The sequence below is a fragment of the Streptomyces sp. NPDC001890 genome (genome assembly GCF_042891445.1).
GTDB lineage: Bacteria > Actinomycetota > Actinomycetes > Streptomycetales > Streptomycetaceae > Streptomyces.
Window position 1 is genome coordinate 244,396 of sequence record NZ_JBIATE010000008.1, and the last position, 21,641, is coordinate 266,036.

Genomic DNA, 21,641 nt, shown 5'->3' on the forward strand with positions numbered 1-21,641 from the left:
AGCCATGTTCCGCCGTACGTTCTGGTTCACCGCAGGCGCCGCCGCCGGTGTCTGGGCCACCGCCAAGGTCAACCGGAAGCTCAAGCAGCTGACCCCCGAGAGCCTCGCGGCGCAGGCCGCGGACCGGGCGATCGAGACGGGTCACAAGCTCAAGGACTTCGCCCTGGACGTCCGTGAGTCCATGGCGCGGCGCGAAGCCGAACTGGGCGAGGCGCTGGGCCTGGAGGCGCCGGTCGACCCGGACCTCCCGGTGCGGCGGCACTACGTCGTCGAGGCGTCCGAGCCCGTCGGACCCGAAAGGTCCCTCGGGGCCACCGAATACCGCAAACTCCCCTACACGTCGTACAACCGGAATGAGGACCACTGATGGAGTCGGCTGAAATTCGTCGCCGCTGGCTGAGCTTCTTCGAGGAGCGCGGTCACACCGTCGTCCCTTCGGCGTCGCTCATCGCGGACGACCCGACTCTGCTGCTCGTCAACGCGGGCATGGTTCCCTTCAAGCCGTACTTCCTCGGCGAGACGAAGCCGCCGGCCCCGCGCGCCACCAGCGTGCAGAAGTGCGTGCGCACGCCGGACATCGAAGAGGTCGGCAAGACCACCCGGCACGGCACGTTCTTCCAGATGTGCGGCAACTTCTCCTTCGGTGACTACTTCAAGGAAGGGGCCATCGCCTACGCCTGGGAGCTGCTCACCAATTCCGTGGCGGACGGCGGCTACGGCCTCGACCCCGAGCGGCTGTGGATCACGGTCTACCTCGACGACGACGAGGCCGAGCAGATCTGGCGCGAGAAGATCGGCGTTCCCGCCGAGCGCATCCAGCGCCTGGGCAAGAAGGACAACTTCTGGTCCATGGGCGTCCCCGGCCCCTGCGGTCCCTGCTCCGAGATCAACTACGACCGCGGCCCCGAGTTCGGCGTCGAGGGCGGCCCGGCCGTCAACGACGAGCGGTACGTGGAGATCTGGAACCTGGTCTTCATGCAGTTCGAGCGCGGCGCCGGTGACGGCAAGGAGGACTTCCCGATCCTCGGCGACCTGCCGTCGAAGAACATCGACACGGGTCTGGGCCTGGAGCGCCTCGCCATGATCCTGCAGGGCGTACAGAACATGTACGAGACCGACACCCTGCGCGTCGTCATGGACAAGGCCACCGAGCTGACCGGTGTCCGCTACGGCGACAAGCACGACTCGGACGTCTCGATGCGCGTGGTCGCCGACCACATCCGCACCTCCGTGATGCTCATCGGTGACGGCGTGACGCCGGGCAACGAGGGCCGCGGCTACGTGCTGCGCCGCATCATGCGCCGCGCCGTCCGCAACATGCGCCTGATGGGCGCCGACGGACCGGTCGTCAAGGACCTGGTCGACGTCGTGATCGAGACGATGGGGCAGCAGTACCCGGAGCTGATCACCGACCGCAAGCGCATCGAGACCGTCGCCCTCGCCGAGGAGGCCGCCTTCCTCAAGGCCCTCAAGGGCGGCACCAACATCCTCGACACCGCCGTCACCGAGACCAAGGCCGCCGGCGGCAGGGTCCTCGCCGGCGACAAGGCGTTCCTGCTCCACGACACCTGGGGCTTCCCGATCGACCTCACCCTGGAGATGGCCGCCGAACAGGGCCTCTCGGTGGACGAGGAGGGCTTCCGCCGCCTCATGAAGGAGCAGCGGGACCGCGCCAAGGCGGACGCCCGCGCCAAGAAGACCGGTCACGCCGACCTGTCCGCCTACCGCGAGGTCGCCGACAACTCCGGCGCCACCGACTTCACCGGCTACACCGCCACCGAGGGCGAGTCGACCATCGTCGGTCTCCTCGTCGACGGCGTGTCCTCCCCGGCCGCCTCGGAGGGCGACGAGGTCGAGGTCGTCCTCGACCGCACCCCGTTCTACGCCGAGGGCGGCGGCCAGATCGCCGACCAGGGCCGGATCAGGCTCGACACCGGCGCCGTCATCGAGGTCCGCGACGTCCAGAAGCCGGTCCCCGGCGTCCACGTCCACAAGGGTGTCGTCCAGGTCGGCGAGGTCACCGTCGGCGCTCCGGTCCTCGCCTCCATCGACGTCAAGCGCCGCCGCGCCATCGCCCGCGCCCACTCCGCCACGCACCTCACGCACCAGGCGCTGCGCGACGCGCTGGGCCCGACGGCCGCCCAGGCCGGTTCCGAGAACCAGCCCGGTCGCTTCCGCTTCGACTTCGGCTCGCCGAACGCCGTTCCCGGCTCGGTCATGACCGACGTCGAGCAGAAGATCAACGACGTGCTCTCGCGCGAACTCGACGTCCAGGCCGAGGTCATGTCGATCGACGAGGCCAAGAAGCAGGGCGCCATCGCCGAGTTCGGCGAGAAGTACGGGGAGCGGGTCCGGGTCGTCACCATCGGCGACTTCTCCAAGGAGCTCTGCGGCGGTACGCACGTCCACAACACCGCCCAGCTGGGCCTGGTGAAGCTGCTCGGCGAGTCGTCCATCGGCTCCGGCGTGCGTCGCATCGAGGCCCTCGTCGGCGTCGACGCGTACAACTTCCTCGCCAAGGAGCACACGGTCGTCGCCCAGCTCCAGGAGCTGGTCAAGGGGCGTCCCGAGGAGCTCCCGGAGAAGATCGCCGGAATGCTCGGCAAGCTGAAGGACGCCGAGAAGGAGATCGAGAAGTTCCGCGCGGAGAAGGTCCTCCAGGCCGCCGCCGGACTGGCCGAGTCCGCCAAGGACGTACGCGGCGTCGCCCTGGTCACCGGCCAGGTCCCCGACGGCACGTCCGCCGACGACCTGCGCAAGCTCGTCCTCGACGTCCGTGGCCGCATCCAGGGCGGCCGCCCGGCCGTCGTGGCCCTGTTCACCACGGCCAACGGCCGCCCGCTGACCGTCATCGCCACCAACGAGGCCGCCCGCGAGCGCGGTCTCAAGGCCGGTGACCTGGTCCGTACCGCGGCCAAGACCCTCGGCGGCGGCGGTGGCGGCAAGCCCGACGTGGCCCAGGGCGGCGGCCAGGACCCCGAGGCCATCGGCGCCGCGGTGTCCGCCGTCGAACGCCTCGTCACCGAGACGGCGTGACGACGGGAATGACGCAGATGCGCCGCGGTCGTCGTCTCGCGATCGATGTCGGGGACGCCCGGATCGGGGTCGCCTCGTGCGACCCCGACGGGATCCTCGCCACGCCGGTGGAGACCGTTCCGGGACGTGATGTCCCGGCGGCCCACCGGCGGCTCGGACAGATCGTCGAGGAGTACGAGCCGATCGAGATCATCATCGGCCTGCCGCGGTCCCTCGGCGGCGGTGAGGGACCCGCCGCCGCCAAGATCCGGGTCTTCGCCCAGGAGGTCGCCCGCGCGGTCGCACCCATTCCGGTGCGACTCGTGGACGAGAGGATGACCACAGTCACGGCCAGTCAGGGGCTGCGCGCTTCGGGCGTGAAGTCCAAGAAAGGCCGATCCGTCATCGACCAAGCTGCCGCTGTGGTGATCCTTCAGAACGCTCTGGAGTCCGAACGGGCGTCGGGCCGGGCCCCGGGCGAAGCCGTCGAAGTGGTTGTCTGATCGCGATACGGTAACGTTCCGCGCGATGCGGCGGTGCTTCGAACAAACACCGCACAGCAAGAGGCGGAACGTCGTCTCGCGGCTCTAGGGGATCGATGACTGAGTATGGCCGGGGCCCCGGCTCCGAACCGTGGCATCCCGAGGACCCGTTGTACGGGGACCAGGGATGGGGAGGACAGCAGCCCGCCCACGGCCAGAACCAGTACGGCGGGCAGCAGCAGCAGCCCTACCCGCACGATCCGTACGCGCAGCAGCAGGACCCATACGCGCAGCAGCAGCAGTACCAGCAGCAGCCCGGCTACGGAGTCCCGCAGGACCCGTACGCGCAGCAGCCCCAGCAGCCCCAGCAGCCGCAGTACGACAACGGCGGCTGGGGCACCGGGCAGCAGCCCGCCGCGATGCCCTACGACGCCCAGCCGGCTGCCGACCCGTACGGCGGGGGACAGGGCGGCTACGGCGAGACGCAGGACCACTACGGCACGTCGGAGGCCTACCCGCCGCCGCAGCCCCCGGGCCGTCGTGAGGCCGCTCCCCAGCAGGCCCCGGCGCAGACTCCCGACTGGGACCCGGAGGTCCAGCCGGAGGAGACCCACCCGTTCTTCACGGGCACCGACGACAGCGGTGACGGCAAGGACGACGACTACGACGACCACGACGACGACCCGCGCGAGTCGCGCCGTGGCAGCCGCGGCGGCAACGAGCGCCGCGGCAAGGGCAAGAAGAAGAACCGCAGCGGCTGCGCCTGCCTGGTCGTCTCGCTGATCCTGGTCGGCGGCCTCGGCGGGGTCAGCTACTTCGGCTACTCGTACTGGAAAGACCATTACGGCGCGGCGCCCGACTACGAGGGCAGCGGCTCGGGGTCGGTCGAGGTGGAGATCCCCAAGGGCTCGTACGGGACCGACATCGGCAACATCCTCAAGAAGCAGGGTGTGGTCAAGAGCGTCGACGCGTTCGTCGCCGCGCAGGGCGAGAACCCCAAGGGGAAGTCGATCCAGGCCGGGGTGTATCTCCTCCACGAGAAGATGTCCGCGGCCGAGGCCGTGAAGATGATGGTCGACCCCAACAGCCAGAATCTCCTGGTGATTCCCGAGGGCTACCGCAATGCCTACGTCTACGACCTGGTCGACAAGAAGCTGAGCCTCAAGAAGGGCACGACCAAGGAAGTCGCCGCGGCCAAGAGGTCCCAACTCGGCCTGCCCGACTGGGCGGTCAACGGCAGGAACGTCAAGGATCCGCTGGAAGGGTTCCTCTACCCGGCCGCGTATCCGGTCACGAAGGAAACCAAGCCCGAGGCCATTCTCAAGAAGATGGTCGAGCGGTCCAACGAGGAGTACAAGAAGCTCGACCTCGAAGGAGCCGCGAAGAAGTACAAGCTGGACGGCCCGTGGCAGGTGCTCACCGTCGCCAGCCTGGTGCAGGCGGAGGGGCTCACGCACGACGACTTCCGCAAGATGGCCGAAGTCGTCTACAACCGCTTGAAGCCCGACAACATCGCCACGAACCGCAAGCTCCAATTCGACTCTGCCTTCAATTACCTCAAGGGGCAGAGCAAGATCAAGATCAGTTCGAACGAGATCCTGACCAACCCGGATCCCTACAACACCTATTACCACGCGGGACTTCCGCCGGGTCCGATCAGCAATCCGGGCGACGAAGCCCTGCGGGCCACGCTCAGCCCCACCGGCGACGGGTGGATGTACTTCATCTCGCTCGACGGCAAGAAGACGCAGTTCACCAAGACGGCCGCCGAGCACGAGAAGCTCAACAAGAAGTTCAAGGAAAAGCATGGCCTCGAATGACGGGCCCCGCCGGGCGGCCGTCCTCGGTTCGCCCATCGCGCACTCGCTCTCCCCGGTGCTGCACCGGGCCGCGTACGCCGAACTCGGCCTCGACGGCTGGACGTACGACCGGTTCGAGGTCGACGAGGCCGCGCTCCCCGGCTTCGTCCAGAGGCTCGACGCCACCTGGGCCGGGCTCTCGCTGACCATGCCGCTCAAGCGGGCGATCATCCCGCTGCTGGACTCCGTCAGTGAGACCGCGTCGTCGGTGGAGGCCGTCAACACGGTCGTTCTCACCGAGGACGGCCGGCGGACCGGCGACAACACCGACATCCCCGGGATGATCGCCGCGCTGCGCGAGCGCGGGGTGGAGAAGGCCGAGTCCGCCGCCGTGCTCGGCGCCGGCGCCACCGCCTCGTCCGCGCTCGCCGCGCTCTCGCGGATCTGCACGGGGCCGGTCACGGCCTATGTCCGCAGCCGCGAGCGCGGTGACGAGATGCGCGGCTGGGGCGAACGCCTCGGCATGGACGTCCGGATCGCCGACTGGGCGGAGGCCGCGCAGGCGCTGCGCGCCCCGCTGGTCGTCGCGACGACGCCGGCCGGGGCCACGGACGGGCTGATGGACGACGTACCGGAGCATCCCGGCACGCTCTTCGACGTGCTGTACGAGCCCTGGCCCACCGGACTCGCGTCGGCCTGGGCGGCTCGCGGCGGTCCGGTCATCGGAGGTCTTGACCTCCTGGTGCACCAGGCCGTCCTCCAGGTCGAGCAGATGACGGGCCGTTCGCCGGCCCCGCTGGCCGCCATGCGCCGGGCCGGCGAGCAGGCGCTGGCCGCCCGCTGAGTGCGGATCCGGCCCGCTGATCCGTCCGTCTGATGGACCGGCGGCGGGCCGGGGCCCCTGGCCGTGGGAGGATCGAAGGCGGCGGGCCAGGGCCGCGCACCCGGTCGCGCCGTTGCAGTTCCAGGCGCGAGCATGAGGAGCACCGTTGAGCAGGTTGCGCTGGCTGACCGCGGGGGAGTCGCACGGCCCCGCACTCGTGGCGACGCTGGAGGGTCTTCCGGCCGGCGTCCCGATCACCACGGAGATGGTGGCGGACGCACTCGCCAGGCGGCGGCTCGGTTATGGCCGCGGTGCGCGGATGAAGTTCGAGAAGGACGAGGTCACCTTCCTCGGCGGGGTGCGCCACGGTCTCACCATGGGCTCCCCGGTCGCCGTGATGGTGGGCAACACCGAGTGGCCCAAGTGGGAGCAGGTCATGTCGGCCGACCCGGTCGACCCCGAGGAGCTGGCCGCGCTGGCCCGCAACGCCCCGCTGACCCGCCCCAGGCCCGGCCACGCCGACCTCGCGGGCATGCAGAAGTACGGCTTCGACGAGGCCCGGCCGATCCTGGAGCGCGCCAGCGCCCGGGAGACGGCGGCCCGCGTCGCGCTCGGCGCCGTCGCCCGGTCGTACCTCAAGGAGACCGCCGGCATCGAGATCGTCAGCCATGTCGTCGAGCTGGCCTCGGCCAGGGCGCCCTACGGCGTCCTCCCGACCCCCGCCGACGTGGAGAAGCTCGACGCCGACCCGGTGCGCTGCCTGGACGCCGACGCGAGCAAGGCGATGGTCGCCGAGATCGACCAGGCCCACAAGGACGGCGACACCCTCGGCGGCGTCGTCGAGGTGCTGGCGTACGGCGTGCCCGTCGGCCTCGGCTCGCACGTCCACTGGGACCGCCGGCTCGACGCCCGCCTCGCCGCCGCGCTCATGGGCATCCAGGCCATCAAGGGGGTCGAGGTCGGCGACGGCTTCGACCTGGCCCGGGTCCCCGGTTCCAAGGCGCACGACGAGATCCTGGTCACCGAGGACGGCATCAAGCGCGCCTCCGGCCGCTCCGGCGGCACCGAGGGCGGTCTGACCACCGGCGAGCTGCTGCGGGTCCGGGCCGCGATGAAGCCCATCGCGACCGTGCCGCGCGCCCTCGCCACCGTCGACGTGGTCACCGGCGAGCCCGCCAAGGCCCACCACCAGCGCTCCGATGTCTGCGCCGTTCCGGCTGCGGGCATCGTCGCCGAGGCGATGGTCGCGCTGGTCCTGGCCGACGCCGTCGCGGAGAAGTTCGGCGGCGACAGCGTCGCCGAGACCCACCGGAACGTGCAGTCGTACCTCGACCACCTCCAGATCCGATGAGCGGCCCGCTGATCGTCCTCGTCGGCCCGATGGGCGTCGGCAAGTCCACGGTCGGTGAGCTGCTCGCCGACCGCCTCGGCACCGGCTACCGCGACACCGACGCGGACGTCGTGGCCGCGGCGGGCAAGCCGATCCCGGAGATCTTCTACGACGAGGGCGAGGAGCACTTCCGCGAGCTGGAGCGGCGCGCGGTGCACACCGCCGTCGCCGAGCACACCGGCGTCCTCTCCCTCGGCGGCGGCGCCGTGCTCGACGCGACGACCCGCGAGCTGCTCGCCGGCCGCCCCGTCGTCTATCTCTCGATGGACGTGGAGGAGGCTGTCAGGCGGGTCGGCCTGAACGCCGCCCGCCCGCTGCTCGCCGTCAACCCTCGCCGGCAGTGGCGCGAGCTGATGGACGCCCGCCGCCACCTGTACACCGAGGTGGCCCGGGTGACCGTCGCCACCGACGAGCGCACCCCCGAAGAGGTCGCCCAGGCGGTCCTCGACGCACTGGAACTGCCGGAGCGCACGGACGATCCCGTCGCGCCCGGCCGGGAGAACACACCCATGACCGAGCAGGGCCTCATCCGTATCCCGATCGCAGGCAGCGCGGGCACCGACCCGTACGAGGTGCTGGTCGGCCGGCAGCTGCTGGGCGAGCTGCCCACGCTCATCGGCGACCGTGCCAAGCGTGTCGCGGTGCTGCACCCGGAGGCGCTCGCCGAGACCGGTGAGGCGGTCCGCCAGGACCTCGCCGAGCAGGGCTACGAGGCCATCGCCGTCCAGCTGCCCAACGCCGAGGAGGCCAAGACCGCCGAGGTCGCGGCGTACTGCTGGAAGGCGCTCGGCCAGACCGGCTTCACCCGCACCGACGTCATCGTCGGCGTCGGCGGCGGCGCCACCACCGACGTGGCCGGATTCGTCGCGGCGACCTGGCTGCGCGGCGTGCGCTGGATCGCCGTGCCCACGACCGTGCTCGCCATGGTCGACGCGGCCGTCGGCGGCAAGACCGGCATCAACACCGCCGAGGGCAAGAACCTCGTCGGTGCCTTCCACCCGCCGGCCGGGGTGCTCTGCGACCTGGCCGCGCTGGACTCGCTGCCCGTGAACGACTACGTCAGCGGCATGGCCGAGGTCATCAAGGCCGGCTTCATCGCCGACCCGGCCATCCTCGACCTGGTCGAGGCGGACCCGGAGGGCGCCCGCAGGCCCACCGGGCCGCACACCGCCGAGCTGATCGAACGCGCCATCAGGGTCAAGGCCGAGGTCGTCTCCAGCGACCTGAAGGAATCCGGGCTGCGCGAGATCCTCAACTACGGCCACACCCTGGCCCACGCCATCGAGAAGAACGAGCGCTACAAGTGGCGGCACGGCGCCGCGGTCTCGGTCGGCATGGTCTTCGCCGCCGAGCTGGGCCGGCTGGCCGGGCGGCTCGACGACGCCACCGCCGACCGGCACCGCGCCGTCCTGGAGTCCGTCGGACTGCCGCTCACCTACCGCGGCGACCAGTGGCCCAAGCTGCTGGAGAACATGAAGGTCGACAAGAAGTCCCGCGGCGACCTGCTGCGCTTCATCGTCCTGGACGGCCTGGGCAAGCCCACCGTCCTGGAGGGCCCCGACCCGGCCGTGCTGCTGGCCGCCTACGGGGAGGTGTCGGCGTGACCCGCAAGGTGCTCGTCCTCAACGGCCCGAACCTCGGCCGGCTCGGCTCCCGCGAGCCGGACGTGTACGGCGCCACGTCCTACGCCGGACTCGTCGAGACCTGCCAGGCGCTCGGCAAGGAGCTCGGCTTCGACGTCGACGTCCGCGAGACCAACGACGAGGGCGAGCTGATCCGCTGGCTCCACGAGGCCGCGGACGGTTCAATTCCGGTCGTTCTCAACCCGGGTGCCTTCACCCACTACTCGTACGGGATGCGGGACGCGGCGGCCCAGCGCACCGCCCCGCTGATCGAGGTGCACATCTCGAACCCGTACGCGCGGGAGGAATTCCGTCACGACTCCGTGGTCGCGCCGGTCGCCACGGGGACCGTGGCCGGATTCGGCATCGGCTCCTACCGCCTCGCCCTGCGCGCCCTCGCGGACGAGCCGACCGGCTGACGGACCGGTTTCCCGGCCATCCGGGCACTGTCACGCGTCCCCGGCCGTTGTCCCAGCGGCGGCCGGGGACGGTACGGTTGCCGTTCCACCAGCGCCAGTTGACTGTACGAGACGGAGTGGCACCGGATGCAGCACGCAGTGGGGGCCCCGCTGCCGCCGCCCCAAGGACCCGGAAGCGGACCTGCCGGCTGGTCGCACCAGGCCCAGCACCCCGGCCACCCCGGTCCGCCGGGGCCGCCGCCCATCACCCCGCCGGCGCCCGGCGGGTGGAGCGGGCCCGCCCCGCACCACGCCCCGGGCCCTCCCCTCAGGGAGACCACGGGACACGTCCAGCTGCCGCCCGGCGGCCCGGTCCCGCTGCCCGCGCCGCCCGCCGAGCCCGGCACCGGCAGCACGACCCTCGCGGTCCTGCTGATCGGCCCCGCGGGCGCCGGCAAGACCACCGTGGCCAAGCTGTGGGCCAGCCGCCGCCGGGTGCCCACCGCCCATGTCAGCCTCGACGACGTGCGCGAATGGGTCTGCTCCGGTTTCGCCGACCCGCAGTCCGGGTGGAACGACCACTCCGAGGCCCAGTACCGCCTGGCCCGCCGCACCTGCGGCTTCGCCGCCCGTAATTTCCTCGCCAACGGCATCTCCTGCATCCTCGACGACGCCGTCTTCCCCGACCGCCCGGTCGTCGGGCTCGGCGGCTGGAAGCGCCACGTCGGCCCCGGGCTCCTGCCCGTCGTCCTGCTGCCCGGCCTGGAGATCGTGCTGGAGCGCAACGCCGCCCGAAGCGGCAACCGCCGCCTCTCGGACGAGGAGGTCGCCAGGATCCATGGCCGGATGGCCGGCTGGTACGGCTCCGGCCTGCCGATCATCGACAACTCGACGTACGACGTGGAGACCACAGCCCGCGTCCTGGACGACATCCTCGCCCGCTCCATAGCCAGCCCGCCGACCTGGTGAACCGGGTGGTGCATCCGGTGCCCGTCAGCCCCCCGGTCGGGCGCGCTGACCGAGCAGGCCCGCGCCGTCGCTCGTAGGCTCGTGACATGTCAGAGGTGTACGCCGTCCGCCGCGGGCTGCTTCGCGACCGGTGCGCCGCCGTCGGATCCGCGGCCGCCCTGGTCTCCCGCCCCGCCAACGTCCGCTATCTCGCGGGCGGTGCACCGCCGGGCGCCGTGCTGTTGCTCGGACCCGCCGGGGACGTCCTGGTCTCTCCCCGGGCCTCGGGCGGCGACCCGGCCGACGGGCGCACCGACGATCAGCTGCGGGTCGCCCTGCTGCCGCCCTCCGACGGCGATCCGGTGGTCGCGGCCGCCGATCTGGCCGGTTCCTCGGGCGCCGAGTCGCTGGCCGTCGAGGAGCACCATCTGACGGTCGCCCGCCACCGGGCCATGGGCTCGGTCGCCCCGCGGCTGAGGCTGGAAGATCTCGGGGCCACCGTCGAGCAGCTGCGGGTGGTCAAGGACGAGGAGGAGATTGCCTGCCTGCGGATCGCCGCCGAGATCACCGACCAGGCCCTGGGCGAACTCCTCGAATCCATCCTGGTGGGCCGCACCGAACGGCATCTCGCCCTGGAGCTGGAGCGCCGCCTGGTGGACCACGGCGCCGACGGCCCCGCCTTCGCCACCTCCGTGGCCACCGGCCCGAACTCGGGCCAGGGCCGCCACCGCCCCTCGGACCGGCGGGTGGAGGAAGGAGATTTCCTCTCCGTCTGCCTCGGCGCGAACTATCGCGGCTACCGCTGCGAGATCGGCCGCACGTTCGTCATCGGGACGACGCCCGCCGACTGGCAGATCGAGCTCTACGACCTGGTTTTCGCCGCTCAGCGGGCCGGGCGCGAGGCCCTCGTACCGGGCGCCGCCTACCGCGACGTGGACCGCGCGGCCCGCCATGTCCTGGACTCGGCGGGGCACGGAGGGGGCCTGGCACCCTGGACCGGGCACGGGGTGGGACTCGAAATCGACGAGGACCCGCAGTTGGCACCTGCGGCCATGGGTAAACTGGACGCTTGTGTGCCGGTCACCGTCGAACCGGGGGTCCACCTCCCGGGCCGGGGCGGGGTCCGGATCGATGACACGCTCGTCGTGCGCCCCGAGGCGGACGGCGGACCCGAGCTACTCACCATTACGACCAAGGAGCTGCTCGCGCTCTAGCGCGCATCCTCGGTCGTTCCACCAGCTTCAGTCCAGGAGATTCCGCAACCGTGGCTTCCACGAACGACCTCAAGAACGGCATGGTGCTCAAGCTCGACGGAGGCCAGCTCTGGTCCGTCGTCGAGTTCCAGCACGTCAAGCCCGGCAAGGGCCCGGCCTTCGTGCGCACCAAGCTCAAGAACGTGCTCTCCGGCAAGGTCGTCGACAAGACGTTCAACGCCGGTGTGAAGGTCGAAACGGCCACCATCGACCGTCGCGACATGCAGTTCTCGTACATGGACGGCGAGTACTTCGTCTTCATGGACATGGACACCTACGACCAGCTCATGGTCGACCGCAAGTCCGTCGGTGACGCCGCCAACTTCCTGATCGAGGGCTTCACCGCCTCCGTGGCGCAGCACGAGGGCGAGGTGCTCTACGTCGAGCTCCCGGCCGCCGTCGAGCTCGTCATCAAGGAGACCGAGCCGGGCGTCCAGGGCGACCGCTCCACCGGTGGCACCAAGCCCGCCACCCTGGAGACCGGTTACCAGATCCAGGTCCCGCTCTTCATCACCACCGGTGAGAAGGTCAAGGTCGACACCCGCACCAGCGACTACCTCGGCCGGGTGAACAGCTAACCGTGGCTGCCCGGAACAAGGCCCGCAAGCGCGCCTTCCAGATCCTCTTCGAGGCCGACCAGCGCGGCGAGTCCGTGCAGACGGTCCTCGCGGACTGGGTGCGGCACTCGCGGGCCGACAACCGTCAGCCGCCGGTCACCGAGTACACGATGGAGCTCGTCGAGGGGTACGCGCAGTACGCGGACCGGATCGACGACCTCATCGTGACCTACGCGGTGGACTGGGAGATCGACCGCATGCCGGTCGTCGACCGGAACATCCTGCGGCTCGGCGCCTACGAGCTGATCTGGGAGGACGGCACCCCGGACGCAGTGGTGATCGACGAGGCGGTCCAGCTCGCCAAGGAGTTCTCCACCGACGACTCCCCGTCCTTCGTCAACGGGCTGCTGGCCCGCTTCAAGGACCTCAAGCCGAACCTCCGCCGGGAGCAGTAGCTCCGGCGGCCGTTCAGCCGCCGAAGGGCCCGCGGTCGCTCGACCGTGGGCCCTTCGGCGTGCGTGGGCCCGTCACACGCGTACCGTCGCGCGCGGCCCGGAGCACACGAAAAAGCCGTGCCGGCGCGGGCACCCGTTGGGGTGAACCGCACCGACACGGCGGTACGTTTCTTCAGGGGGCCGTCAGCCCTCTTCGTGGGCCACGGCGCGACGCGCGTCCGCGTCCAGCACACCCCAGCTGATCAGCTGCTCCGTGAGCACGGACGGCGACTGGTCGTAGATCACGGCCAGTGTGCGCAGGTCGTCCTGGCGGATCGAGAGCACCTTGCCGTTGTAGTCACCGCGCTGGCTCTGGATCGTCGCCGCGTAGCGCTGCAGCGGACCGGCCTTCTCCGGCGGGACGTGGGCGAGGCGCTCCAGGTCCAGGACGAGCTTCGGCGGCGGCTCGGCGGCACCGCCGGGCGTCGTACCGGGCAGGAGCTCCTGGACCGGGACCCCGTAGAAGTCCGCGAGCTCAGCGAGGCGCTGCACGGTCACGGCACGGTCGCCGCGCTCGTACGAGCCGACCACGACGGCCTTCCAGCGGCCCTGGGACTTCTCCTCCACGCCATGGAGGGAGAGGCCCTGCTGGGTGCGGATGGCACGGAGTTTGGCCCCGAGCTGTTTTGCGTATTCGCTGGACATAAGGCTCCCCGGACGCTGGGATATTTCGCGGCTCCGCCGCGTTGCTGGTAACTCACTGTGAGGTTACGCAGCGTTACTTGGATGCGTCAAGCCGAATGGTCCGGACCGGCATCTCCCGGGGGTGGGAGCGGGGGCCGGTGCAAGCCCTGGTAACGTGGATGACGCAATTTCGACGTCCTTTAAGGTCCGTCCCGTGAGACGGAGAAGGAGGTCCGTTTCTTATGGACGCACAGCACGAAGCCCCCGGCAATGCGGCACGCCCCGTTCTGGAGGCTCCCGACATCGCCCGGGTACTGACCCGGATCGCCCACGAGATCGTCGAACGCGCCAAGGGCGCCGACGACGTGGTTCTCCTCGGCATCCCGACGCGAGGCGTCTTCCTCGCCCGCCGGCTCGCCGAGAAGCTCGAAGAGATCACTGGCGGGAAGATGCCGGTCGGTTCCCTCGACATCACCATGTACCGCGACGACCTGCGGCTGCGCCCGGCGCGTGCCCTGGCCCGCACCGACATCCCCGGCGAGGGCATCGAGGGCCGCCTGGTCGTCCTCGTCGACGACGTCCTCTTCTCGGGCCGCACGATCCGCGCCGCCCTCGACGCCCTGGGCGACATCGGCCGGCCCCGCGCGGTGCAGCTCGCCGTCCTCGTCGACCGCGGTCACCGCGAACTCCCGATCCGTGCCGACTACGTCGGCAAGAACCTCCCCACGTCGCTGCGGGAGACGGTCAAGGTCCAGCTCGCCGAGGAGGACGGCCGGGACGCCGTGCTGCTCGGCGTCGAGCGGACCGCCCCCACGGGCGAGCAGTAGCCCCACCACACCCGTACGGCGCACCACGAGCCCGTACCGCGGCTTCCGCACGCCCGCATGCCTGAATCCTCCAGCCACCCGGAGAACACCCAGATGAAGCGCCACCTCATCTCGGCCGCCGACCTCACCCGCGACGACGCCGTCCTGATCCTCGACACCGCCGAGGAGATGGCCAGGGTCGCGGACCGGCCGATCAAGAAGCTCCCCACCCTGCGCGGCCGTACCGTCGTCAACCTCTTCTTCGAGGACTCGACCCGCACCCGCATCTCCTTCGAGGCCGCCGCCAAGCGCCTCTCCGCGGACGTCATCAACTTCTCCGCGAAGGGCTCGTCCGTCTCCAAGGGCGAGTCGCTCAAGGACACCGCGCTGACCCTGGAGGCGATGGGCGCCGACGCCGTCGTCATCCGGCACGGCGCCTCCGGCGCCCCGTACCGCCTCGCCACCTCCGGCTGGATCGACGGCGCCGTCGTCAACGCCGGTGACGGCACCCACGAGCACCCCACCCAGGCCCTCCTGGACGCCTTCACGATGCGCCGCCGCCTGGTCGGGACCGACAGCGGTCTCGGCCGGGACCTCGAAGGCCGCCGGATCACCATCGTCGGCGACATCCTGCACAGCCGGGTGGCCCGCTCCAACGTGCACCTGCTGACCACGCTCGGCGCCCACGTCACCCTGGTGGCCCCGCCGACCCTCGTCCCGGTCGGCGTGGAGCGGTGGCCCTGCGACGTCAGCTACAGCCTCGACGACGTGCTGCCGAAGTCCGACGCGGTGATGATGCTGCGTGTGCAGCGTGAACGGATGAACGCCGCGTACTTCCCGACCGAGCGCGAGTACTCCCGCCGCTACGGCCTGGACGCCGACCGCATGGCGCGGATGCCCGAGCACGCCGTCGTCATGCACCCCGGCCCGATGGTGCGCGGCATGGAGATCACCGCCGAGGTCGCCGACTCCGACCGGTGCACGGTCGTCGAGCAGGTCGCCAACGGCGTCTCGATCCGCATGGCCGTCCTGTACCTGCTGCTGGGCGGGTACGAATCCGCCGCCCCCGCCGCCCCGTCCCGTACCGAGGAGAACAAGTAACCATGAGCAAGATCCTTATCCGCGGCGCGAAGATCCTCGGCGGCGAACCCCAGGACGTCCTGATCGACGGCGAGACCATCGCCGCCGTCTCCACCGGCATCGAGGCCGGCGACGCGACCGTCGTCGAGGCCGAGGGCCAGATCCTGCTGCCCGGCCTGGTCGACCTCCACACCCACCTGCGCGAGCCCGGCCGCGAGGACTCCGAGACCGTCCTCACCGGTACCAAGGCCGCGGCCGTCGGCGGCTTCACCGCCGTGCACGCCATGGCCAACACCTTCCCGGTCGCCGACACCGCCGGTGTCGTCGAGCAGGTCTGGCGGCTCGGCAAGGAGTCCGGCTACTGCGACGTGCAGCCGATCGGCGCCGTCACCGTCGGGCTGGAGGGCAAGAAGCTGGCCGAGCTCGGCGCCATGCACGACTCGGCCGCCGGGGTGAAGGTCTTCTCCGACGACGGCAAGTGCGTCGACGACGCGGTGATCATGCGCCGCGCGCTGGAGTACGTGAAGGCCTTCGACGGCGTCGTCGCCCAGCACGCCCAGGAGCCCCGCCTCACCGAGGGCGCCCAGATGAACGAGGGCGTCGTCTCCGCCGAACTCGGTCTCGGCGGCTGGCCCGCCGTCGCCGAGGAGTCGATCATCGCCCGCGACGTGCTGCTCGCCGCCCACGTCGGCTCCCGGGTGCACATCTGCCACCTGTCGACCGAGGGCTCCGTCGAGATCGTCCGCTGGGCCAAGTCCAAGGGCTGGAACGTCACCGCCGAGGTCACCCCGCACCACCTGCTCCTGACCGACGAGCTCGTACGGTCCTACAACCCGGTCTACAAGGTGAACCCGCCGCTGCGCACCGAGGCCGACGTCATGGCCCTGCGCGAGGCGCTCGCCGACGGCACCATCGACTGCGTCGCCACCGACCACGCCCCGCACCCGCACGAGGACAAGGACTGCGAGTGGGCCGCCGCCGCCATGGGCATGGTGGGTCTGGAGACCGCGCTCTCCGTCGTCCAGCAGACGATGGTCGAGACCGGAATGATCGACTGGGCGGGCGTCGCCGACCGGATGTCGTTCCGCCCGGCCGCCATCGGACGGCTCGACGGACACGGCCGGCCCGTCTCGGCCGGTGAGCCCGCCAACCTCACCCTGGTCGATCCGGCTTACCGTGGTGTCGTGGACCCCGCGGGCTTCGCCTCCCGCAGCCGCAACACTCCGTACGAGGGGCGCGAGCTGCCGGGCCGAGTCACCCACACCTTCCTGCGGGGCCGTGCCACGGTCGTCGACGGGAAGCTCGCGTGACATCACTCACCCCTCTGTACCACCTCGCCGCCGAACGGAAGTCGGCAGAGGTGACCGACTGGTCCGCCCGGATCAGCTGGGTCATCGCCCTGATCGTCCTCATCGCCTTCGTCTACTGGCTGATGCGCCAGGGATGGAAGTGGCGGGGCAGCCTCCAGTCCGGCCTGCCGGAGCTCGCCGCCACCCCCGAGGGGTTCGCGGACGGCGAGAAGCTGCTCGCGCTGACCGGCCGGTACCACGCCTCGACCACCGCCGGGCAGTGGCTCGACCGGATCGTCGCCCACGGCCTGGGCACCCGCAGCCGCGTCGAGCTCACCCTGACCGAACAGGGCCTGGACGTCGTACGGCCCGGGGCCGCCGACTTCTTCGTGCCGGCCGCCGCCCTGCGCGGGGCCCGGCTCGACAAGGGCATCGCGGGCAAGGTCCTCCCCGAGGGCGGCCTGCTGATCATCACCTGGGCGCACGGCGACAAGCTGATCGATTCCGGATTCCGCTCCGACCGCTCCGCCGAGCACCCGGCCTGGGTCGAGGCCATCGACCAACTCACCAGAACTACGGAAGGCACCGCACGATGACGATCTCCACCCGGGGAGCCGCCAAAGCTCCCGCCGTACTCGTCCTGGAGGACGGCCGCGCCTTCCGCGGCCGTGCCTACGGGGCCGTGGGGGAGACCTTCGGCGAGGCGGTTTTCTCCACCGGCATGACCGGCTACCAGGAGACGCTGACCGACCCCTCCTACCACCGCCAGGTCGTCGTGATGACCGCCCCGCACGTCGGGAACACCGGGGTGAACGACGAGGACCCCGAGTCCGGACGGATCTGGGTCTCCGGCTACGTCGTCCGCGACCCCGCCCGGGTCCCCTCCAACTGGCGCGCGCAGCGCTCGCTGGACGAGGAGCTGGAACGCCAGGGCGTCGTCGGCATCAGCGGTGTCGACACCCGCGCGCTCACCCGCCACCTGCGTGAGCGCGGCGCCATGCGCGTCGGCATCTTCTCCGGTGACGCCGTCGCCGACGAGGCCACGCTGCTGGCCCGGGTCCTGCGGGCCCCCGAGATGGTCGGCGCCGACCTCTCCGCCCAGGTCGCCACCAAGGAGACGTACGTCGTCCCCGCGATCGGCACCAAGAAGTTCACCGTCGCCGCGATCGACCTCGGCATCAAGGGCATGACCCCGCACCGGATGGCCGAGCGCGGCATCGAGGTGCACGTGCTGCCCGCCACCGCCACCCTGGAGGACGTGTACGCGGTCGAGCCCGACGGCGTGTTCTTCTCCAACGGCCCCGGCGACCCGGCCACCGCCGACCACCCGGTCTCCGTCATGCAGGGCGTCCTGGAGCGGAAGACCCCGCTCTTCGGCATCTGCTTCGGCAACCAGATCCTCGGCCGCGCCCTCGGCTTCGGCACCTACAAGCTGAAGTACGGCCACCGCGGCATCAACCAGCCCGTGCAGGACCGTACGACCGGCAAGGTCGAGGTCACCGCGCACAACCACGGCTTCGCCGTCGACGCCCCGCTCGACAAGGTGTCCGAGACGAAGTTCGGCCGCGCCGAGGTCTCCCACGTCTGCCTGAACGACCAGGTCGTCGAGGGGCTCCAGCTCCTCGACCAGCCCGCCTTCAGTGTCCAGTACCACCCCGAAGCAGCCGCCGGCCCGCACGACGCCGCGTACCTCTTCGATCGTTTCGTCTCCCTGATGGAGGGCCAGCGTGCCTAAGCGCTCCGATATCCAGTCCGTCCTGGTCATCGGCTCCGGCCCGATCGTCATCGGCCAGGCCGCCGAATTCGACTACTCCGGCACCCAGGCCTGCCGCGTCCTCAAGGCCGAGGGCCTGCGCGTCATCCTGGTGAACTCCAACCCGGCGACGATCATGACCGACCCGGAGATCGCCGACGCCACGTACGTCGAGCCGATCACCCCCGAGTTCGTCGAGAAGATCATCGCCAAGGAGCGCCCCGACGCGCTGCTCCCCACCCTGGGCGGCCAGACCGCGCTCAACACCGCGATCTCCATGCACGAGAACGGTGTCCTGGAGAAGTACGGCGTCGAGCTCATCGGCGCCAACGTCGAGGCCATCCACAAGGGCGAGGACCGCGACCTCTTCAAGGGCGTCGTCGAGGCCGTCAAGGCGAAGATCGGTTACGGCGAGTCCGCCCGCTCGGTCATCTGCCACTCCATGGACGACGTCCTCGCCGGCGTCGAGACGCTCGGCGGCTACCCCGTCGTCGTCCGCCCCTCCTTCACCATGGGCGGCGCCGGCTCCGGCTTCGCGCACGACGAGGACGAGCTGCGCCGCATCGCCGGACAGGGCCTCACGCTCTCGCCGACCACCGAGGTGCTCCTGGAGGAGTCCATCCTCGGCTGGAAGGAGTACGAGCTGGAGCTGATGCGCGACAAGAACGACAACGTCGTGGTCGTCTGCTCCATCGAGAACTTCGACCCGATGGGCGTCCACACCGGTGACTCGATCACCGTCGCCCCGGCGATGACGCTCACCGACCGCGAGTACCAGCGGCTGCGCGACATCGGCATCGCGATCATCCGCGAGGTCGGCGTCGACACCGGCGGCTGCAACATCCAGTTCGCCATCGACCCGACCGACGGCCGGGTCATCGTGATCGAGATGAACCCGCGCGTCTCCCGCTCCTCGGCGCTCGCCTCCAAGGCCACCGGCTTCCCGATCGCCAAGATCGCCGCCAAGCTGGCCGTCGGTTACACGCTCGACGAGATCCCCAACGACATCACCGAGAAGACCCCGGCCTCCTTCGAGCCGACCCTCGACTACGTCGTGGTCAAGGCCCCGCGGTTCGCCTTCGAGAAGTTCCCCTCCGCCGACTCCACCCTCACCACCACCATGAAGTCGGTGGGCGAGGCCATGGCGATCGGCCGGAACTTCACCGAGGCGCTCCAGAAGGCGCTCCGCTCGCTGGAGAAGAAGGGCTCGCAGTTCACCTTCGTCGGCGAGCCCGGCGACAAGGCCGAGCTGCTGGCCGAGGCGGTCCGCCCGACCGACGGCCGGATCAACACCGTCATGCAGGCGATCAGGGCCGGCGCCACCCAGGAAGAGGTCTTCGACGCCACGAAGATCGACCCCTGGTTCGTCGACCAGCTCTTCCTGATCAAGGAGATCGCCGACGAGCTCGCCGCCGCCGACGAGCTGGGCCCCGAGCTGCTGGCCGAGGCCAAGCGGCACGGCTTCTCCGACGCGCAGATCGCCGAGATCCGCAGCCTGCGCGAGGACGTCGTGCGCGAGGTGCGGCACGCGCTGGGCATCCGCCCGGTCTACAAGACGGTCGACACCTGCGCCGCCGAGTTCGCCGCGAAGACGCCGTACTTCTACTCCTCCTACGACGAGGAGAACGAGGTCGCGTCCCGCACCAGGCCCGCGGTGATCATCCTCGGCTCCGGCCCCAACCGCATCGGCCAGGGCATCGAGTTCGACTACTCCTGCGTCCACGCCTCCTTCGCGCTGAGCGACGCGGGCTACGAGACCGTGATGGTCAACTGCAACCCGGAGACCGTCTCCACCGACTACGACACCTCCGACCGCCTGTACTTCGAGCCGCTGACGCTGGAGGACGTGCTGGAGATCGTGCACGCGGAGACCCTCGCCGGACCGGTCGCCGGTGTCGTCGTCCAGCTCGGCGGCCAGACCCCGCTGGGCCTGTCGCAGGCGCTCAAGGACAACGGTGTGCCGGTCGTCGGCACGTCCCCGGAGGCCATCCACGCCGCCGAGGACCGCGGTGCCTTCGGCCGCGTCCTGGCCGAGGCCGGACTCCCCGCCCCGAAGCACGGCACGGCCACCACCTTCGACGAGGCCAAGGCCATCGCCGACGAGATCGGCTACCCCGTCCTCGTCCGCCCCAGCTACGTGCTCGGCGGCCGCGGCATGGAGATCGTGTACGACGAGATGCGCCTCTCCTCGTACATCGCCGAGTCCACCGAGATCAGCCCCACCCGGCCGGTCCTGGTCGACCGCTTCCTCGACGACGCCATCGAGATCGACGTCGACGCGCTCTACGACGGCACCGAGCTCTACCTCGGCGGCGTCATGGAGCACATCGAGGAAGCCGGCATCCACTCCGGCGACTCCGCCTGCGCGCTGCCCCCGATCACGCTCGGCGGCTACGACATCAAGCGGCTGCGGGCCTCCACCGAGGGCATCGCCAAGGGCGTCGGCGTACGCGGACTGATCAACATCCAGTTCGCGCTCTCCGGCGACATCCTCTACGTCCTGGAGGCCAACCCGCGCGCCTCCCGCACCGTCCCCTTCACCTCGAAGGCGACCGCGGTCCCGCTCGCCAAGGCCGCCGCCCGCATCTCGCTGGGCGCGACCATCGCCGAGCTGCGCGCCGAGGGCCTGCTCCCGGCCGAGGGCGACGGCGGCACCCTGCCGCTGGACGCGCCGATCTCCGTCAAGGAGGCCGTCATGCCGTGGTCGCGCTTCCGCGACATCCACGGCCGCGGCGTCGACACCGTCCTCGGCCCGGAAATGCGCTCCACCGGTGAGGTCATGGGCATCGACTCGGTCTTCGGCACGGCGTACGCCAAGTCGCAGGCCGGCGCGTACGGCCCGCTGCCCACCAAGGGCCGCGCCTTCATCTCCGTCGCCAACCGCGACAAGCGCTCGATGATCTTCCCGGCGCGCGAACTCGTCGCCCACGGCTTCGAGCTGCTCGCCACCTCCGGCACCGCCGAGGTCCTCAAGCGCAACGGCATCAACGCCACGGTCGTGCGCAAGCAGTCCGAGGGCGTGGGCCCGCAGGGCGAGAAGACCATCGTCCAGCTGATCCACGACGGCGAGGTCGACCTCATCGTCAACACGCCGTACGGGACGGGCGGCCGCCTCGACGGCTACGAGATCCGTACCGCGGCCGTGGCCCGGTCCGTGCCGTGCCTGACGACGGTCCAGGCGCTCGCCGCCGCCGTCCAGGGCATCGACGCGCTCACCCACGGGGGCGTCGGCGTCAGGTCCCTCCAGGAACACGCGGAGCATCTGACCGCGGCCCGCGACTAGCAGAACGGCAGGGGGACACCGGAAA

Annotated in this window: 19 protein-coding genes; 18 read left to right on the forward strand and 1 reads right to left on the reverse strand. The window is 70.7% G+C overall.

Annotated features, from left to right (window positions below; all coding sequences use genetic code 11):
• The first annotated feature begins 4 nt into the window (after positions 1-4).
• The 12 genes from ACFYY1_RS22140 to nusB all read left to right on the forward strand — a co-directional run bounded on the left by ACFYY1_RS22140 (position 5) and on the right by nusB (position 12,742).
• On the forward strand, positions 5-367 hold the full coding sequence (locus ACFYY1_RS22140) for a DUF6167 family protein (RefSeq protein ID WP_388588000.1): 363 nt from the start codon (positions 5-7) through the stop codon (positions 365-367).
• Complete coding sequence (alaS, locus tag ACFYY1_RS22145; protein ID WP_388588002.1) at positions 367-3,036, forward strand: alanine--tRNA ligase; 2,670 nt, start codon at positions 367-369, stop codon at positions 3,034-3,036. Before ACFYY1_RS22140 ends, alaS begins: the two co-directional genes overlap by 1 nt.
• On the forward strand, positions 3,033-3,518 hold the full coding sequence (gene ruvX / locus ACFYY1_RS22150) for a Holliday junction resolvase RuvX (protein ID WP_266735879.1): 486 nt from the start codon (positions 3,033-3,035) through the stop codon (positions 3,516-3,518). Before alaS ends, ruvX begins: the two co-directional genes overlap by 4 nt.
• Before the next feature lie 95 nt (positions 3,519-3,613).
• Positions 3,614-5,317, forward strand: a complete 1,704-nt coding sequence (gene mltG, locus ACFYY1_RS22155) for an endolytic transglycosylase MltG (protein ID WP_388588004.1) — start codon at positions 3,614-3,616, stop codon at positions 5,315-5,317.
• Entirely contained in the window at positions 5,304-6,140 is an 837-nt protein-coding gene (locus ACFYY1_RS22160) for a shikimate dehydrogenase (protein WP_388588006.1), read from the forward strand. The genes mltG and ACFYY1_RS22160 overlap by 14 nt, the downstream gene beginning before the upstream one ends.
• A 145-nt stretch (positions 6,141-6,285) precedes the next feature.
• Positions 6,286-7,470 (forward strand): chorismate synthase, encoded by a 1,185-nt coding sequence (gene aroC / locus ACFYY1_RS22165; RefSeq protein ID WP_388588008.1) that lies wholly within the window; start codon positions 6,286-6,288, stop codon positions 7,468-7,470.
• Entirely contained in the window at positions 7,467-9,113 is a 1,647-nt protein-coding gene (gene aroB / locus ACFYY1_RS22170; RefSeq protein WP_388588011.1) for a 3-dehydroquinate synthase, read from the forward strand. The genes aroC and aroB overlap by 4 nt, the downstream gene beginning before the upstream one ends.
• Entirely contained in the window at positions 9,110-9,550 is a 441-nt protein-coding gene (aroQ, locus tag ACFYY1_RS22175) for a type II 3-dehydroquinate dehydratase (protein WP_388588013.1), read from the forward strand. The genes aroB and aroQ overlap by 4 nt, the downstream gene beginning before the upstream one ends.
• A 126-nt stretch (positions 9,551-9,676) precedes the next feature.
• The gene (locus ACFYY1_RS22180; protein ID WP_388588015.1) at positions 9,677-10,498 is read left to right on the forward strand and encodes a Pro-rich N-terminal domain-containing protein; all 822 of its coding nucleotides are present in this window, start codon (positions 9,677-9,679) and stop codon (positions 10,496-10,498) included.
• Positions 10,499-10,584: 86 nt separating this feature from the next.
• Positions 10,585-11,691 (forward strand): aminopeptidase P family protein, encoded by a 1,107-nt coding sequence (locus ACFYY1_RS22185; protein ID WP_388588017.1) that lies wholly within the window; start codon positions 10,585-10,587, stop codon positions 11,689-11,691.
• 50 nt (positions 11,692-11,741) lie between these two features.
• A complete protein-coding gene (efp, locus tag ACFYY1_RS22190) occupies positions 11,742-12,308 on the forward strand; it encodes an elongation factor P (protein ID WP_376624340.1) in 567 nt (188 codons plus the stop codon).
• A 2-nt stretch (positions 12,309-12,310) separates the two neighbouring features.
• The gene (nusB, locus tag ACFYY1_RS22195) at positions 12,311-12,742 is read left to right on the forward strand and encodes a transcription antitermination factor NusB (protein WP_266735866.1); all 432 of its coding nucleotides are present in this window, start codon (positions 12,311-12,313) and stop codon (positions 12,740-12,742) included.
• Positions 12,743-12,925: 183 nt separating this feature from the next.
• Here nusB and bldD read toward each other — a convergent pair whose 3' ends face one another.
• On the reverse strand, positions 12,926-13,426 hold the full coding sequence (gene bldD, locus ACFYY1_RS22200; protein WP_014044812.1) for a transcriptional regulator BldD: 501 nt from the start codon (positions 13,424-13,426) through the stop codon (positions 12,926-12,928).
• A gap of 221 nt (positions 13,427-13,647) precedes the next feature.
• Between bldD and pyrR the strand changes: the two genes are divergently transcribed.
• From pyrR to carB, 6 genes are all read left to right on the forward strand, one after another.
• Positions 13,648-14,232, forward strand: coding sequence for a bifunctional pyr operon transcriptional regulator/uracil phosphoribosyltransferase PyrR (pyrR, locus tag ACFYY1_RS22205; protein WP_388588021.1), 585 nt, complete (start codon positions 13,648-13,650; stop codon positions 14,230-14,232).
• A 93-nt stretch (positions 14,233-14,325) separates the two neighbouring features.
• Positions 14,326-15,312: an aspartate carbamoyltransferase catalytic subunit gene (locus ACFYY1_RS22210; RefSeq protein ID WP_360920546.1), complete on the forward strand. Its 987-nt coding sequence runs from the start codon at positions 14,326-14,328 to the stop codon at positions 15,310-15,312.
• A gap of 2 nt (positions 15,313-15,314) precedes the next feature.
• Entirely contained in the window at positions 15,315-16,601 is a 1,287-nt protein-coding gene (locus ACFYY1_RS22215; protein WP_388588023.1) for a dihydroorotase, read from the forward strand.
• Positions 16,598-17,176: a hypothetical protein gene (locus ACFYY1_RS22220; RefSeq protein WP_388588026.1), complete on the forward strand. Its 579-nt coding sequence runs from the start codon at positions 16,598-16,600 to the stop codon at positions 17,174-17,176. Before ACFYY1_RS22215 ends, ACFYY1_RS22220 begins: the two co-directional genes overlap by 4 nt.
• On the forward strand, positions 17,173-18,315 hold the full coding sequence (gene carA / locus ACFYY1_RS22225; RefSeq protein WP_388588028.1) for a glutamine-hydrolyzing carbamoyl-phosphate synthase small subunit: 1,143 nt from the start codon (positions 17,173-17,175) through the stop codon (positions 18,313-18,315). Before ACFYY1_RS22220 ends, carA begins: the two co-directional genes overlap by 4 nt.
• Positions 18,308-21,616, forward strand: a complete 3,309-nt coding sequence (gene carB / locus ACFYY1_RS22230) for a carbamoyl-phosphate synthase large subunit (protein ID WP_388588030.1) — start codon at positions 18,308-18,310, stop codon at positions 21,614-21,616. Before carA ends, carB begins: the two co-directional genes overlap by 8 nt.
• Positions 21,617-21,641 lie beyond the last annotated feature (25 nt).